Source organism: Arthrobacter sp. UNCCL28 (assembly GCF_900102805.1).
GTDB lineage: Bacteria > Actinomycetota > Actinomycetes > Actinomycetales > Micrococcaceae > Arthrobacter > Arthrobacter nicotinovorans_A.
Genome location: NZ_FMWE01000003.1, coordinates 402,497 through 418,804, shown reverse-complemented (window position 1 = coordinate 418,804; position 16,308 = coordinate 402,497). Strand labels below are relative to the sequence as shown.

Genomic DNA, 16,308 nt, shown 5'->3' with positions numbered 1-16,308 from the left:
AGGCGGTTGTCGGAAGGTAGAGGGCGCGGCAAAGTCGGGCCTGAAGGCCGGGCCGCAGCCAGTAGTGCGGAAAAGTTACGGATGGCCGGACTGGCGGCGGAAGAAAGAGACTGTGGCCGCGAGGGCCTTCTCGGCAGCGGCCGGACTTCCGTCCTCCAGCCGCCACATGTGGTCGGCGTCCTCGATGAGGAGGAGTTCGACGTCGGCGCCGGCCTTCTGCAGTTCGGCGGCCAAGGACTCCGATTGGGCGGCGGGAACAAACCTGTCTGCCGTGCCGTGGACCAACAGGAAGGGCGGAGCGTCCGGATTGACAAAGCTGATGGGGCTCGCTGCAGCTGCCTTACCGGGATATTCAGCCAACACCGCGCCCACCAGCAGCTCTTCCCGGGACCCGGGATCGCTGGCCCGCGCGACAGCGTCGGGCAGCGCCTGCTCCCCCATGTGAACCAGATCGGTGGGCGGGTACCACGCGGCGACCGCGGCGACCTTGCTCTCGCCTGCCCCGGTGAGGGCAACAAGACTGGCCAGGTGCCCGCCTGCAGAGTCGCCCCAGGCATAAATGTGCTGGGGATCAACGCCGTAGTGGTCAGCATGCTCCCGGAGCCATTGCACTGCGGCCAAGGCATCGTGGAGCTGAGCTGGAAACTGCGCCTCGGCGCTCAGCCTGTAATCCGCCGACGCCACGACGAATCCGGCTTCGGTAAGAACATCAAAGGGCGTCAGGCCGAAGCCATCGCACACCGGCCCCAGGGAGGAACGCTCCCCTACGCGCCAGCCGCCACCGTGGAAATGAACGACGGCGGGACGCAGCTTGTGGTGGCCAGCGGACCCGGGCGCGGATTCCGGCAGGTAGAGATCGAGCAACAGCGGCCGCGAGCCGTCGTCGCCGGTGCGGGCAAACTCAATCCCGGTGAGTATGCGGCCCTCCGTCATCGTTGACTCCCTCTGCGTCTTTCGCCGGATCCTCGATGTTCCGGGCGTTCCCTCCAAGGATGTCGAATACGCTCCCCGGCGTGAACAGTCGATTTCAATCATTGGAACCGTCAGCACTGGCCAGTTCAGAAGCCAGGAACGCCAACCCGCGTTGGACTATGTCCAATGCTGCGGAGTGGTTGAGGTATCCGTGAGTGGCTCCTTGCTCGAGTCTGAACGCTACATTGATCCCCGCGCCGCGGAGGCTTTGTGCATACAGTTCTGCCGAGGGACGGAGGTCGTCGTATTCGCAGGCCACGACGGCAGCAGGAGGCAACCCTGTGGGATCTCCATGCCCGGGCACGGCATAGGAGGATGCCGTGCTTGCCGGGCCGCCGAGGAAATTTTCCAACATGGCCGTGCAGTCCTCGGCCGAGAACCGCAAAAAGGGTGGCAGTGAGGACATCACCGCGGACGGCACGGTCAATGGTGGCACCGTCGAGTGGAGGAACGGATAGGCCAGAAGCATCTTCGCCGGCAGCGACGAGCCGATATCTTTAAGGTACATGGCGGCCCCACATGCCAGGTTGGCTCCCGCGCTCGCCCCACCAAGGCAAAGCCTGCCCGGATCGATTCCCAGGCCACTGGCCTGTTCAACGGCCCAGAACCATGCCGCGATGACGTCTTCGTGCGGGACGGGAAAATGCACCCCGCCCCTGGCCAACCGGTAGTCAACGGAAATGACCACTCCGCCGGTCCTGGCCACGAGTTCACGGGCCAGCTGGTCGGCTTCGCGCATCTCCAGGTCGCCGCCGGCAAACCCGCCACTATGCAACCAGACCAAACCGGGACCACCGCCGTCGTCCGCTTTGCCCCGCAGCGGGCCATCCACGCGCAGAGGACCGTACACGCGCAACGGGACCAGGCCGTTGGGACCTAGTGCCTGCGCCTCCATGACGTGGACCCGGGGAGGCGAATACGGGAGGCCCGCCCCGCCGAACGCCTCCAGCCTGTTCATCCCTGATGGATTGGCAAGCAACTCAGCGAAGGACGCCTCCCCGGCCACTGGCTCCATCAGTGCACGGAGCCCGGCGTCCAGGCTCATTGCTGCCCGAATTCACGCCGGAAGAAGTCGATGGACGTCTCCAGGATCCAATCCACCTGCTCTTCGGCAAAAAAGAAGCAGTGGTCCGCGCCCTCGATGGTGATGAGTTTATTCTGTACGCCTGCCCGTTCCAGGGCATCGGCGAGAAGTTCGCTTTGGGAGTGCGGCACCAGGCCATCCTTGTTGCCATGAATCAGCAGGAACGGAGGTGCTCCGGCTGTGACATATCCAAGGGGGCTGGCTGCGTGCAGCAGTGCCGGTTCCGGTGAGCCTCCCACGAGCATCGTTCCGGGATCAAGCGAAGCTCCTCGCGGGACGGCCGCGGTCAGTGGACCGTTCAGGAAGGACTCCACTCCTTGCCGTCTTGAAACATCGTTGAGCGAAGAAATGCCGTAGAAGTCCACCACCGCGTTGACTGCGCTGGACTTGCCCTGCACGCCGAGCCCGCCTTCGAGGTCGTCCCGGGAACCGGTGAGCCCCAGAAGTGCAGCGAGGTGGCCTCCTGCCGATTCGCCCCACGCCCCGATCCTGTCGGGATCGATTCCCAACTCATCAGCGTGGTGCCGGAGGTAGCGGACCGCTGCTTTGATGTCGTGCAGCTGGGCGGGGAAAGGGGCCTCGAGGGAGTGCCGGTAGTCCACCGTTGCGCACGCGATCCCAGCCTCGTTCAACAGCCGGAACACAGAGTCCGGGGCGAAGGTCGGCGGGAGCTCCCTCCGGTCGCCCAACTGGAACGCTCCCCCATGGATCCACACGACCACCGGGACGGCGGCTTCGGAAGTCTTCCGGGGCAGCCATACGTCCATGGAAAGGCGGCGGAAACCGACCGTGATGGCGTAACTGAGTTCCCGGTGCAGCAGCGATTCCTCCGACACCTCTTCAGGTTTGACTGGCGCATGAAAGGCGGGAAACGGCGGCGGGGTGGGTACCCGGTGTGAATCAGGGCTGATATCGGCAGTCTTTGCTGGTGTTTGAAGGGTCACTGGTTGCTCCTGGAGTCTTGGACGGAAAATCAGGCGTAGTGGCAGGCGACGTCAGCTTCGCCGACGCGCCGCAAGGCGGGCCGTTCGGAGGCGCATAGTTCCGTGGCCAGCGGGCAGCGCTGACGGAAAGGACATCCGCCGGCGGTCGTTGAGACAGCGGCGGCAGTCCTGACTCCCATGGATTCACGGACAGCCCGGCGCTGCGCTTGTTCGGCCGGGCGTGGCACCGGTGATGCCGCAACGAGGGCTTGGGTAAAGGGATGCTTCGGCGATTCCGTGACCGCTGCGGCAGGGCCGGCCTCCATGACCTGCCCCCGGTACAGGACCACCACCCGTTGGGCCAGGAACTGGACCACGGAGATGTCGTGGGCAATGAACAGGTAGCTCAGGCCGCGCTCGTCCCGCAGATCGGCCAGGAGGTTCAAAACCTGCGCCTGCGTTGACAGGTCCAAGGCGCTGACAGCTTCGTCGCAGACTACAAGCCGTGGTTCGCAGATGAGCGCCCGTGCCACCGAAATGCGCTGCCGTTGCCCGCCGGAGAACTGGCTCGGGTACCGGTCCACGGCTTCCCGCGGCAGTCCCACCCGTTCCAGCATGTCCTCCGCCTTGGTGCGGGCCTCGCCGCCGGCAATACCGCGGACGCGTAAGGGTTCTGCCAGTGAGGCGCCGATTGTCTTCCTGGGATTCAGCGAAGAGTTGGGGTCCTGGAACACAGCCCGGAGCTCACTGCCAATGGCGCGGCGCTTGCCCGAGCCCGCATGCGTGATGTCCTCACCCTTGAATTCCACGGAACCGCCGGACACCTTCTGCAGGCCAAGAATCGCTTTGCCAATGGTCGACTTGCCCGAGCCGGACTCCCCCACCAGACCCACCGTTTCACCGGGCTGGATGGTGAAGCTGACACCGTCGACGGCTGGCGGTGCTGCAGAGGCCTTCCGACCCGTGCCGTAGCGGACCACCAGGTCCTTGACGTCGAGCATGGGCCCGGGCCTGACGGCCATGGCCGCGGAGCTCAACAGCGGGGTTTCGATGCTCATGCCAGGTCCTTTTCTACGATGTCCAGTCTGTGCCGGGCGGGTACGTCCGCCGGAACCGGGTGTTCTGAAGGGAGCTCAGTGGGCACCCATGACAACCCTTCAATGGCCAGTTCATCGGCCTTGACGCAACGCACCAGGCCGGACCCCGTTCCCGAAGGCAGGAGGGGCACAGGTACCAGGCAGGCAGATCCTGCGAACTGGCAGCGGGCGGCAAACCGGCAGCCTGCTGGCCAGTCCTTGGGCTGCGGCACCTGGCCCTGGATGGTGGCCAGGCGTTCGGGCATGTCGTGGGCCGTATTCGCGTGGGGATCGGCCGCAAGCAGTGCCAGGGTGTAAGGATGCCGTGGGTTGTCCAGGATGCCGGCTGTGCGGCCGTTCTCCACCACTTGGCCGGCGTACATGACCGCAACGTGGTCGCAGATGTCGGCCACTACTCCGAGGTCGTGCGTCACCATGACTACAGACATGCCCGTGTCCTTCACGAGCGTTCGGAGGAGGGACAGGATCTCTGCCTGGACGGTAACGTCCAAGGCGGTGGTCGGTTCGTCGGCAACCAACAGGCGTGGATTACCGGACAACGCCAGGGCAATGGCTACGCGCTGTGCCATGCCGCCCGAGATCTGGTGCGGGTAGGTCTTGAGGATGCGCTTCGCGTCAACGATCCCCACCTTCTCCAGCAGGCCCAACGCCTCGGCGTTCGCTGCCGTCTTTCCCACCGAACGGAGTCGGCGGATGGCAGAAATCAGCTGGTAGCCCACGGTGAACATTGGATCCAGTGCCCGCATTGGCTCCTGGGAGATGAGGGCGATGTCGCGCCCCCGGATGCCTTCCAAGTCCTTGTCCGTGGCAGCGGCCAGGTTCCTGCCGTTCCAGAGAATCTGCCCGCCGGTGATGGCGACGCCGGAAGGCAGCAACCCCATCAGCGACAACGCGGTCATGGTCTTGCCGCAGCCGGACTCGCCCACCAGCCCAAGGACCGTTCCCGGCTCGACGTCGAAGGAGACGTCCGTGACCAGTGGAGTGCCGCCGTCGACCCCTACCGAAAGACCGCGGACGCTCAGCTTGCCGGCCCCAGGTGCGTCGCGCACAGCAGGGGCGGCCGCGGCTGCGGCGGCAGCCTGAGCGGCCCGCTTTCGCCGGATGGCGGCGGAGGGAAGGTGCGAAGCTGTGGCGTTGGGGGCCTTGCCCAGGGCGTTGCCGATCGCGTTGGCCGACAGAACCGTCAGGGCCAACACAACGCCGGTGGGAACCATAAGCCATGGGGCGTCGTAGACATGCTGTGAGGCACTCTGGATCATGCCGCCCCAGCTGGGCTGGGGCAGCGGTGGACCGAAGCCGATGAACGCGAGGCCGGCCTGGATCAGGAGGCCCACTGCGAAGATCAGCGCCGATTGCACCACGACGGTGGTCGCCAGCCCGGGCAGTACGTGGCGGGCGCTGATGGCAACAGGGCCCAGGCCGTCCACCTTGGCCGCATCCACGTAGAGCTGGTTTTGCAAGGACTTTGCCTGGCCGAGCATCACCCGGTAAATGCCGGCTGAGATCAGAACGCCCAGGATGGCCATGATCAGGGGGATGTTGGTGCCCACGGCGCCAATGACGGCCAGGATAATGACCGTTCCGGGCAACGACATCATGATCTCGGTGACCCGGCTGATGACGCCTTCGGCCCGCAGGCTGTTGGCCGCGGCCAGTGCCATCAGGGTCCCAAGCCCGACGCCGACCAACACCGTGATGAACGAGGTCCCCAGTGTCCCGGCTGCTGAGGCGAAGATCCGGCTGAGGATGTCCCGGCCCAGTTCATCAGTGCCAAGCCAGTGCGCGGCGGTCGGTCCGGACAGGACGGCGGTGAAGTCCTGGTCTTCGGTTTTGAAGGGCAACCACCAGGGCGCCGTCAGGGATGCGATGATCATCGCCGCCAGCCAGAGGGTGCCGGCCATCCCCGCTGGGGAGGTGAGCAGTCGGTGCCCTGAAAGCCTGGCCAGGGCTGTCCTGCGTGGGGATGCCGGGGGTGTTGCCGGCGTTGTTGCTGGAAGGGTGGGAATCATGAGGCACGCAACTTCGGGTCAAGGAATTTGGTAGCGATTTCGAGCACCAGGTTCACAGCGACCACAACCACCGTGGCGATCACCACTACGCCTTGGACTGCCGGGGCGTCGTGGGTGCTGACGGAGGTTTGGACGGCTTGGCCAAGGCCCGGCATGGCGAATAGTTGCTCGGCAATGACGGAACCGCCGAAAAGGCCGATGAACTGCAGCGCGATGCCTGCCACGATCGGCAAGCTCGCATAGCGCAGGGCGTGGATATAGAGGATCTTCCATGTGGGAGTAGCTGTGGCGCGGAGCGTCCGGATGTGTTCCTGCTGCAACGCCTCGAGCATGGAAGCCCTGGTCTGCCGGGCAATAAACGCTGCGCCGCCAACGGCGAGCGTGATCACGGGAAGGGCCAGGGACATCGCCCAATCCTGCGGGGAGACGTCGAACGGGACATAGCCGGTGGCCGGGAAAACGGACGATTGGACGGCGAAGAGGTAAACGAAGATGACGCCGATCCAGAACGCAGGCAGCGCGACGAGGAGCCCGACGAATCCTCCAATGAGCTGATCCAGGAGGCCACCGCGAACAGCTGCTGTGACGCCGAGGACGATGCCGAAGACTGCGCTGAGGACGGTGGCGCCGGCGGCGAGGGAAGCGGTGACCGGAAGCCTGTTGGCCAGGTCTGCACTAACGGACCGGCCGTCAATGAGGGAGTTTCCGAGGTTGCCTTGGACGGCATCACCGAGCCAGCGGAAGAACTGGCCCACCAGCGGATCGTTCCAGCCGAGCGATTGGTTCAACTGGTCGATGGCCTCCTGCGAAGCGCCTGCTCCCAGCGACACCGCACCTGGGCTGCCTGGCATGGCGTGGACCAGCAGGAACGCCAGTACCGCCACCACCAGCACGGTGGTGAGCGCCATCAGCAGGCGTTTGGTGACGAACATTGCCATGGTGACCTCCATTGGTCGGGCAGGGCGCCGGTTCCTGGGAACCGACGCCCTGTCATCGGTGGATCAGTTGGTGGGTGCGTACGAGGACAGCAGCGGGTACACGTTGCTTCCGGCGAACTTCACCTGCTGGACCTTCTTGGTGTTGTAGCCCTGGTTGGTGAGGGATTCATAGAGCGGGATCATCCAACCGGACTCCACCAGGCGGGTGTTGAGCTTGGTCAGGGCGGTCTTCCTGGAAGCATCGTCCTTCGCCGCCGCAGCCTCGGCCGTCGCAGCATTCAGCTGATCATCCGTAGCTTTCTGGACATTGGTGAAGCCGCTGAGGACGGCTCCGTACATCAGTCCAACCGGGTTGTCCCAGCCCAAGGGGGCGTAACCCAGCGGGGTTGTAGCCACGGCTGCGAAGGCTTCATCCGTGGAGGCCGCCAGCTTGACGTTCATGGTGATTCCAACGGCTGCCAGGTCCTTTTGTACTGCCTGCAGGTCCGTTTGCGTCTGGGGGCCGGCAATGATGGTGAACTCGAAGCCGCTGCCGTACCCGGCTTCCTCCAAGAGGCTCTTGGCCTTGGCGGGATCATAGGCGTAGGTCTTGTTCAGTTCTTCCGAGAATCCCGCAGAGTCCTTGGGCAGTGCGTTCCATGCAGGAATGTCGCCCTTGTGGAGCGCGTCCACCAAAGCTTGGCGGTTGATGGCGTACTGGAAGGCCTGGCGCACCTTTTCGCTGGCGAATGCAGGTGCGGTCTTGCCGATCTTGTCGAAGGAGATCATGGTCTGGACGGTGCCGCCGATCTGGGATACGCCCACTCCCTTGGACTTGGCGAAGTCGACCGTGGGAGAGGTCAGGGAGGCGACGTCCGCCTGGCCGGAAACCAGCGCGTTGGCACGGGCCTGGGGGTCCATGATCACGCTGAAGGTGATCTTGTTGTACGGGTATTTGGAGGCGTCAGCGTTCTTGTCGTTCTTGGTGAAGACGTACTTGTTGCCCTTCACAGTTGTGGCGCTGTCCAGGGTGTAGGGCCCGGAGCCGTCCGGGGTGGTGGCCAGGCTGGCTGTGTCCGTAACGGCTTTCTTGCCTACGATCATGCCCAAGGTGGAGGTGAGGTTCTTTTCGAATCCCGGCTGGGCTTTTGCGAACGTTATGGCCACTTGGGTGGGGCTGACAACATCCACGGAGGCAATTTCCTGCGCACCGCCCTTCGCTATGGCCGAGTACGCGCTGAGGGCAGTGTCGGTGCGACGGTCAAGGTTGGCCTTGACCAAGGCTGCGTCCAAGGTGGACCCGTCAGTGAAAGTCACGCCTTCCTTGAGGGTCAATGTGAGGACGGTGTTGTCCGCGTTGTAGCTGAATTCCTTGGCAAGGCCGGGACCAACGCTGCCATCTGGTTGGAGGGTCATGAGGTTCTCGTAGAGGCCTTCGAAGAACTGGCGCTGAGCGTCTGAAACCCGCAGGGGGTCATAGCCGAACGATGCACTGTCGCTGTCTGTTGCGATGGTCAGCGTGCTCTTGTCCACGTTGGATGTGGCAGCTGACCCGCCACCGCAGGCTGTGAGTGACCCAAGGAGGAGCGCACCGGCCAGGACGGCCGCGCTCCGACGTGCAGGTGAGGTGAGGAGATTCATGTGCTGCGCCTTCGCATTCGTGATGGAATCGTGTGTCGAGATGTGGGACCGGCGGCCTGGACTTGGTCGGCTGTGACCTGTCCGGGCCGATCCGTCGGCGCCCTCTCGTCAGATGGCTTCCGGTAACCGGCTTCTTCAAGAGTCCTTTGAGGGCAGGGCTTCACCCCATGTGTATTTCATTGGTTGAAACAGTATTGTGGTGGAGATCACTCAGAGCGTTGAAAGGATTCAGGTTGACGCAGGCCAACGATGGGAACGGCATCGAAAAACCGCAGCGCGGCAAGCGGCCCAAGCAGGGCGAACCCGTGATCGACCGCGCCCTGAGCCTTCTCGCCGTCTTCAGCGACCGGCGTCGTGCGTTGACGTTGTCGGACATGGCGAGGTTGGCTGATATGCCGGCTCCCACTGCCCTGCGCTTGATCGGGCGCCTTGTTGCGTGGGGAGCCTTGGAGCGTTTGGAGGACGGGCGTTACGTTGTTGGCGTCAGGTTGTGGGAGGTAGCATCGCTGTCACCCCGCGGGCACGGCGTCCGGGAGATCGCACTGCCCTACCTTGAGGACCTCTTCGCAGTGACGCGCCATCATGTGCTGCTCGCCGTGCGGGACAAAAACGAGGCCGTGCTGATCGAGCGGTTGTCATCCAAGGAGGCCACGGAGGTCGCCTATCGCGTCGGCGGGCGGGCGCCGTTGAGGTCGACGGCGGTGGGCCTGGTCCTGCTGTCCGGCGCCGATGCAGACTTCCAGGAGTCAGTGATCACTCAGCCACCCGACGCCGAGGTGGGAGTGGATTCCATGCCGGAAGGTCAACTGAGGCGCACGCTCTCCGATGTCCGCAGGACGGGCCTGGCCATGATCCGGCGATCTGCACCCTCAAAAACCGTATCGGTGGCCTCACCCATATACGGCGCGGAAGGGTCCGTGGTGGCGGCGCTGTCCATTGTGGTTCCTGATGGCGCTACGCCTCCGAATGTCCTGGCGCCGGCTGTTCAGGCGACTGCCCGGGCGGTATCGCGAAACCTGGGCTTCAACCCGGGACCCAGCGAGAGTGTGCGGATGCGCTAGATCGCTTCAGCGGCGTCCAGATGTTCGGGGGCAAGGAGCGACCTGGCCAGGCGACGCGCGTAGTCCCGGACACCCTCCACCAGGTCCAGGGTTCCCCCGGACAACACATATTGCAACTGCAGGCCGTCGCTGACGGCGATGATTTCCCGGGCGCATGCTGCCGGGTTGGTGTCCGCCCGGAGATAGCCACGCTCAACGCCCTCGGCGAGCCGCCCGGCCGTCTCACGCACGGCCCGTTCGTACCATGAGGCATACAGCTGGTGCGCGGGCGTGGTGGTGTCCGCGGCCTCGGCGGAGATCAGCACGAAAAGCTCAATAAGGCCCGGCTCCCCCACCAGCTCACGCGTGGAGTCCACCATGTTGTGGAACAGCGCAACCGGCTCCTTGGCATTGCCTTCCTGGCGCGAACCCCACCACGTTGCCGTTCGTTCCAACCGCTGCTCCGCAACACCGAGCAGGAGGTGCTTCTTGGAACGGAAGTGATGCATGAGGCCGCTTTCACTGAGGCCGGCGTCCGCCGCCACTTGGGACAGGGGAACCTTGTGATAGCCGGAGGCTGCGAAAAGCCTGGTTGCGGCATCCAGGATTTCGGCGCGCTTGGCACGCCCAACTTCATAGCTTCCTGTTTTCCGACGTGTTCGCACCTTCCCAGCGTAGACATAGCTGTAGCAAATAAAAACAGTGCACACGTTGTTTTTATGTTCTACCATTGGCGAAAGCGGTGACTATGCCGGCTTTCCCAGAGGAGTTCCCTTGACTGACCACCGATCTTCCCTGTCGCCGCAGGCGGCACTTGACGCCGCCACTTGGATCTCTCCAGCAGAAGATCAACCGGCTGAACCCGGCAAGCGGCCTGCGTACTGGATGCGCAGCCACTTCACGTGGAGCCCGGACGACGGCGAGACAACAGCACATGCCACGGCCCACGGCATTTACGAGCTGTTCGTCAACGGTATTCGTGCAGGGGACGAGGAACTGACTCCAGGATTCACCTCCTACCGCAAGCGGCTGCAGGTCCAGTCCTGGGATATCACCCACCATCTGGTCAGTGGCGGGAACGTCATCACCGCATTACTCTCGGATGGCTGGTTCCGCGGCAGGCATGGATTTGAACGCCGGGCCGATGGCTTCGGCACGGCCACTGCCTTCCTCGCATCCGTAACGTCTGCCCGGGGAAACCTTGCCGCAACAAGCGCTGACTGGGAATCGCGCGAAAGCCACATCACCCGCGCCGACCTCATGGACGGCCAGACCATCGACTTCCGACTCGTAGGCTCCGCGGAGGAAATCACGACGGCGGATGGCTGGCTTCCCGTGGTCCCCCGCCAGGGCGGGTTGTACGACAACCGGGAGCGGCTCATCCGGCCCATCGCCCCTCCTGTGCGGCGCATCGAGGAGCTGGCTCCAGTCACTGTGGCTGTTCCTGCGTCAGGGATCACCGTGGTTGACTTCGGCCAGAACATCAACGGCTGGGTTCGCCTGCGGGCGCTGGGGCCCTTCGGAACACGCATCACGCTAAAGCACGGCGAAATACTGGACGACGCAGGCCTGGTATCGCGGGAAAACATCCGGGCCTTCGACTTCGCCAGCAAAACTCCCCTGCCCGCCGGCCAAATCGACGAAATCATCTCAGCCGGCCGCGCAGGTGACGTATTTGAACCGCGGCACACGACCCACGGCTTCCGTTACGTACAAGTTGAAGGCAACGCCGGCGCCATCGCGCACGAGGACCTCACCGCCGTCGTGGTCCATTCCGATCTCCAGCGCACCGGCACCTTCGAATGCAGCAACAACCGTCTCAATGCCCTGCACGACGCCATACTTTGGAGTTTCCGCGGCAACGCGTGCGACGTGCCCACTGACTGCCCGCAACGGGAACGGTCCGGCTTCACCGGCGACTGGCAGGTCTTTGTCGATACGGCCGCCCTCATGTTCGATGTCTCGGGATTCAGCGCAAAGTGGCTCCGGGATCTGTCAGCGGACCAGTGGCCTGACGGCCGTGTGCCCACTGTGGTTCCGAATCCGGCCGGCGACGGACCCTCCGGCAACTTCTTCGAAGATTCAGCCGCAGGCTCTGCCGGATGGGGTGACGCAGCCGTATTCGTCCCATGGTCCTTGTGGCGTGCCTATGGAGACGGACAGGCGCTGCGGGAGGCCTTCGGCGCCATGCGCTCATGGGTTGACTACGCGTCCAGAGCCGCAGCCAGCGGACGCCACCCTGAGCGGGCAGCCCTACGGCCCGCTCCCCTGCCCCACGAGCAGTACCTGTGGGACACCGGCTTCCACTTTGGCGAATGGCTGGAACCGGACACACCACCGAATCCGGACCCCGCGCGGGATCATGGCATCGTTGCTACGGCCTACCTCTACCGGTCTGCTGACCTGCTGGCGAAAGCGGCCGGCGTACTCGGTGATTTCCCGACCGCTGACCATTACCGCGCGCTGGCCGCCGAAGTCCTCGCGGCCTGGCGCGAAGAGTACCTCGAGGACTCCGGCCTGTTGAGCGAAGAGTCCCAAGGACACTACGTCCGAGCCCTGGCCTTCGGCCTCGTACCGCCCCACCTTGCGCCCCTCGCTGCCGCCAGGCTCGTTGAACTCATCGGCCTCAACGGAAACCGGCTGGGCACCGGCTTCCTCGCCACAGGCCTCCTGCTGCCAACGCTCGCTGACCACGGTTATCCCGACGTTGCCTACGAGCTCCTGCTTTCCACCGGCTCACCCTCCTGGCTGGGGATGCTCGACGCCGGGGCCACCACCATGTGGGAATGGTGGGATGGAGTGACAACCAGTGGTGCCCGTGGGTCCCTCAACCACTACAGCAAAGGCGCAGTGGGATCGTTCCTCTACACACACGTGGCTGGTATCCGCCTTCCGGAGTATCCAGACGAGGCACACACCGGTTACCGCACGGTGACCATAGCCCCGCAGCCGGGGGGCGACATCGCCTGGGCGAGTGCCGCCGTCGATACCGTCCACGGCCGGATCAGCAGCGCCTGGAGCATCGAGCATGGAAAGTTCACGCTCCACGTGGAAATCCCGATGTCCGTGAACGCGAGGGTGAAGATGCCGGACGGAACAAGCCACAGTGCAGGTCCAGGTTCCCACGATTTCACGTCACAGGCGTCGACTTAGGTTTAGCCTCCCCTGCTGCAAAACACAAAAAGCACCTTCTGATTCTGCCGGGCTGCAGACCACATCCAAAGCTTCGAGCGCTTGCTCCCCCCGACAGTCGAGCGTGATGACCAGGTCGGTGGGCGGCGGCCCACCGCGCCCCCCACGGGTTGCCGGGGGCAGCAACCCGCTCGCACTCCTGGATGACGTCCACGAATTTCGCCCGTGGGTGCGACAAATCAAAGTGAGCGAGAGCGTCGTCGTCCATTGCCGTGGCCTGTCCGGCCGGTCGCCATTGGCGTCCCGATAGCTGCCACTTCCGTAAGCGTTGCCTTAACCGTCGATTCGAATATAGACCGTTGGTCTCTGGTGTTGTGATCCATAGCATTGAGCCATCGCACTCACTCCAATAGGTCAGTGCGACATGCATGTCAACCCGGAGAGCAGGCCCTCTCCGAATTCCTTGCCAACGAATGGTCGGGCCCGGCCGGTCCAAGCAAGCCTTCCCTCAAGCCTATGACGAGCCTGCACCGCTGCAGACCCGTCATGCGCCAGCACCCACATCTTTCGCCCGCATCGGCGCATCATCACTATCAGGAGACAGCATGTCCCAAACAATAGACACCTCCACCCACCATCAGCCTGCGCTGGCACGGGATCCGGGCTCCATCGACAGCCCGGTCGGGCGCCGCTTGAAAACATTCGCCAAGGGCGCGGTCGTCCTGACCACCTGCGTACTCGTCTTGTCTGCGTGCACGAATGCTTCCGGGTCTGCATCCGGCTCGGCCATGAATCCAACAACCTCCGGTTCGTCCAGTTCCACGTTCGACCCGGCCAGCGTCATCCCGGATCAATCGCTCGCTTCCCAGGTACCTGCATCGATCAAATCCAAAGGAACTTTGGTCATTGGCTCCGACACGACGTACGCTCCGGCTGAGTTCCTCGGCGGCGCGGATAACCGCACTCCGATGGGATACGGCGTGGACTTGGCGAAGGCCATCGGAGCGACCCTGGATCTGAAAGTGGACGTCCAGACCGCCGAGTTCACAGGCATTCTCCCAGCACTCGGCCCAAAATATGATCTCGGCATCAGTTCCTTCAGCATCACCAATGAGAGGCTCAAAGCCGTCAACTTCGTCAGCTACCTCAACGCCGGAACCACCTGGGCCGTCCAGAAGGGCAACCCCAAGAAGTTCTCCCCCGATGACGTCTGTGGAAAATCTGTCGGAGTTCAGACCGGAACTACCCAGGAAGATCCTGACCTCAAGAACCGCAACGACGAATGCCTCAAAGCCGGAAAACAACCCATCGACATCGTCACCCTGAAGAACCAGACGGATGTCACAACCCGCCTTGTTAACGGAAGCATTGACGCCATGATCGCCGAGTCAACCTTGATCGGTTACGCCATCCAGCAGACCAACGGGGCCGTAGAAAAAGCCGGAAGCGTCTACAACACCTCCCCGGTAGGCATCGCTGTTCCGAAGAATGACACGGCACTGGCCGAACTCATCCAAAAAGTGGTTGCCAAGCTGATCGCCGAGGGCACCTATGAGCACATTCTCGATTCGTGGAACAACTCCGACGGCGCCATCACCAACCCCGAAGTCAACCCTGCAGTTAAGTCATGAGCCTCACTACAAACGAACAGGGCACCACAAACACGAGCCCCTCACCGGAACTGATCAAAGCAGTTCCCGTCCGCCACCCCGGCCGCTGGGTGGGAGCTGCCATCATTGTCCTCGTGGCCGCGGTCGGCATCCAAAGCCTGGCCACCAACCCCAACTTCCACTGGGACACCTTCGGCCTGTATGTCCTCGACGAAAACGTGATCCGGGGTGTCGGTTGGACGCTGTTGCTCACCGTTCTCTCGATGGCCTTAGCAGTTACCCTGGCTATCCTGTTGGCCTTTATGCGCCAATCAGAGAACCCGATCTTCCGATGGTCAAGCTGGTTCTGGGTCTGGTTCTTCCGAGGTACCCCCGTCTACACACAGCTGATCTTTTGGGGATTGGTAGCCGTCCTTTACCCCAAGATCACCGTAGGCGTCCCTTTCGGCCCGGAACTGCTCAGCCTGACAACCCAGGACCTGCTCAACGCGTTCTGGGCTGCCGTTCTGGGCCTCGCGCTCAATGAGTCGGCCTACTTGGCGGAGATCTTCCGCGCTGGTTTGAAGTCAGTGGACAAGGGGCAGATTGAAGCTGCCGAAGCCCTGGGCATGCGGGGCTCGAAAATCATGTGGCGCATTGTCCTCCCCCAAGCGATGCGCATCATCGTTCCCCCAACCGGCAACGAGACCATCGGAATGCTCAAGACAACTTCCTTGGTGCTCGCCGTTCCGTTCACCTTGGACCTGACCTTCGTCACCAACACCCTTGCCAACAGAAGCTACCTCCCCATTCCATTGCTCATCGTGGCCGCGTTCTGGTACCTGGTGGTCACCAGCGTCCTTATGGTGGGCCAGCACTTTATCGAGAAGCATTATGGAAAGGGTGTGGACGTCTCCACTCGCATCAGCGTCAATACAGCCGCCTTTCAGGCAGCCGGCGCAGGCGTCAATCCGACGTTAACCACTACCCCTAAGGCCGCAACAAACAAAGAGGAGAACGTCCGATGAGCGCGTCGGTCCATTCCCTGCCCAGCCCGGTGACCGCTCCTGCGAACGACGTGGTCAGGATCGAGGGAGTACACAAGTACTTTGGGGACCACCACGTCCTTAGCGGCATCGACATGACCGTTAAGGAAGGTGAAGTCGCCGTCCTGATCGGCCCCTCAGGGTCAGGAAAGTCCACACTTCTGCGCTGCATCAACCATCTGGAGAGCATTAGTGCAGGCCGGATCCGCATCAACGGCGAACTCATCGGATACAGGGAAAAGGACGGAAAGCTGCACGAACTGCATCTCAAGGAGATCGCCCGCCAACGGCGGAACATCGGCATGGTCTTCCAGCGCTTCAACCTCTTCGGCCACAAGACAGCCCTGGAGAACATCATCGAGGCCCCCATCCAGGTCCGTGGTCTTGAGAAAATTCCGGCCAAACGGCGTGCCCAGGAACTTCTCGACCGGGTCGGACTTGCTCACCGTGCCAGCTATTACCCAGCTCAGTTGTCCGGCGGCCAGCAGCAGCGGGTTGCCATCGCCCGGGCTCTGGCCATGGACCCGGATCTGATGCTGTTCGACGAACCAACCTCCGCACTGGACCCCGAACTGGTGGGAGACGTCCTGGATGTCATGAAAGACCTCGCGAAGTCGGGTATGACGATGGTCGTGGTGACGCACGAGATTGGTTTCGCCCGGGAGGTCGGAGACACCCTGACGTTCATGGACGGTGGGGTTGTTGTGGAGTCGGGCAATCCCCGCGAACTCATATCCAACCCTCAGCAGGAGCGTACCAAGAGCTTCTTCAGCAAAGTCCTGTAAAACAACTTCCATTCATGCCGGTACGGGCCGCCGAGTCAAAGCGGCCCGTACGGAGGCAGGATCCAAACCAGCC

General features: G+C 63.1%; 13 protein-coding genes. 5 read left to right on the top strand and 8 right to left on the bottom strand.

Features of this window, described 5'->3' with window-relative positions:
- Nucleotides 1-75: 75 nt before the first annotated feature.
- From BLQ01_RS10500 to BLQ01_RS10470, 7 genes are all read right to left on the bottom strand, one after another.
- The gene (locus BLQ01_RS10500; RefSeq protein ID WP_091551638.1) at nt 76-933 is read right to left on the bottom strand and encodes an alpha/beta hydrolase; all 858 of its coding nucleotides are present in this window, start codon (nt 931-933) and stop codon (nt 76-78) included.
- A 94-nt stretch (nt 934-1,027) separates the two neighbouring features.
- The gene (locus tag BLQ01_RS10495) at nt 1,028-2,017 is read right to left on the bottom strand and encodes an alpha/beta hydrolase fold domain-containing protein (RefSeq protein ID WP_091551637.1); all 990 of its coding nucleotides are present in this window, start codon (nt 2,015-2,017) and stop codon (nt 1,028-1,030) included.
- Nucleotides 2,014-2,892 carry an alpha/beta hydrolase gene (locus BLQ01_RS10490; RefSeq protein WP_245232856.1) on the bottom strand — a complete coding sequence of 293 codons (879 nt, stop codon included), beginning with the start codon at nt 2,890-2,892 and terminating at the stop codon, nt 2,014-2,016. Before BLQ01_RS10490 ends, BLQ01_RS10495 begins: the two co-directional genes overlap by 4 nt.
- A gap of 137 nt (nt 2,893-3,029) precedes the next feature.
- A complete protein-coding gene (locus BLQ01_RS10485; protein ID WP_091551635.1) occupies nt 3,030-4,037 on the bottom strand; it encodes an oligopeptide/dipeptide ABC transporter ATP-binding protein in 1,008 nt (335 codons plus the stop codon).
- The gene (locus tag BLQ01_RS10480) at nt 4,034-6,085 is read right to left on the bottom strand and encodes a dipeptide/oligopeptide/nickel ABC transporter permease/ATP-binding protein (RefSeq protein WP_091551634.1); all 2,052 of its coding nucleotides are present in this window, start codon (nt 6,083-6,085) and stop codon (nt 4,034-4,036) included. Before BLQ01_RS10480 ends, BLQ01_RS10485 begins: the two co-directional genes overlap by 4 nt.
- The gene (locus tag BLQ01_RS10475) at nt 6,082-7,035 is read right to left on the bottom strand and encodes an ABC transporter permease (RefSeq protein WP_026540496.1); all 954 of its coding nucleotides are present in this window, start codon (nt 7,033-7,035) and stop codon (nt 6,082-6,084) included. The genes BLQ01_RS10480 and BLQ01_RS10475 overlap by 4 nt, the downstream gene beginning before the upstream one ends.
- A 51-nt stretch (nt 7,036-7,086) precedes the next feature.
- Nucleotides 7,087-8,643, bottom strand: a complete 1,557-nt coding sequence (locus BLQ01_RS10470) for an ABC transporter substrate-binding protein (protein WP_026540495.1) — start codon at nt 8,641-8,643, stop codon at nt 7,087-7,089.
- 233 nt (nt 8,644-8,876) lie between these two features.
- Between BLQ01_RS10470 and BLQ01_RS10465 the strand changes: the two genes are divergently transcribed.
- Nucleotides 8,877-9,704, top strand: a complete 828-nt coding sequence (locus tag BLQ01_RS10465; RefSeq protein WP_216660100.1) for an IclR family transcriptional regulator — start codon at nt 8,877-8,879, stop codon at nt 9,702-9,704.
- Here BLQ01_RS10465 and BLQ01_RS10460 read toward each other — a convergent pair.
- Nucleotides 9,701-10,348, bottom strand: coding sequence for a TetR/AcrR family transcriptional regulator (locus BLQ01_RS10460; protein WP_254779351.1), 648 nt, complete (start codon nt 10,346-10,348; stop codon nt 9,701-9,703). The two genes, BLQ01_RS10465 and BLQ01_RS10460, sit on opposite strands and share 4 nt — an antisense overlap.
- 109 nt (nt 10,349-10,457) lie before the next feature.
- On the opposite strand from BLQ01_RS10460, the gene BLQ01_RS10455 reads away from it, so the two are divergent.
- The 4 genes from BLQ01_RS10455 to BLQ01_RS10440 all read left to right on the top strand — a co-directional run bounded on the left by BLQ01_RS10455 (nt 10,458) and on the right by BLQ01_RS10440 (nt 16,235).
- Complete coding sequence (locus tag BLQ01_RS10455; RefSeq protein ID WP_254779349.1) at nt 10,458-12,836, top strand: alpha-L-rhamnosidase; 2,379 nt, start codon at nt 10,458-10,460, stop codon at nt 12,834-12,836.
- A 584-nt stretch (nt 12,837-13,420) separates the two neighbouring features.
- Nucleotides 13,421-14,446: an ABC transporter substrate-binding protein gene (locus BLQ01_RS10450; RefSeq protein WP_091551630.1), complete on the top strand. Its 1,026-nt coding sequence runs from the start codon at nt 13,421-13,423 to the stop codon at nt 14,444-14,446.
- Entirely contained in the window at nt 14,443-15,432 is a 990-nt protein-coding gene (locus BLQ01_RS10445; RefSeq protein WP_091551629.1) for an amino acid ABC transporter permease, read from the top strand. Before BLQ01_RS10450 ends, BLQ01_RS10445 begins: the two co-directional genes overlap by 4 nt.
- Nucleotides 15,429-16,235 (top strand): amino acid ABC transporter ATP-binding protein, encoded by an 807-nt coding sequence (locus BLQ01_RS10440; RefSeq protein ID WP_091551627.1) that lies wholly within the window; start codon nt 15,429-15,431, stop codon nt 16,233-16,235. Before BLQ01_RS10445 ends, BLQ01_RS10440 begins: the two co-directional genes overlap by 4 nt.
- Nucleotides 16,236-16,308 lie beyond the last annotated feature (73 nt).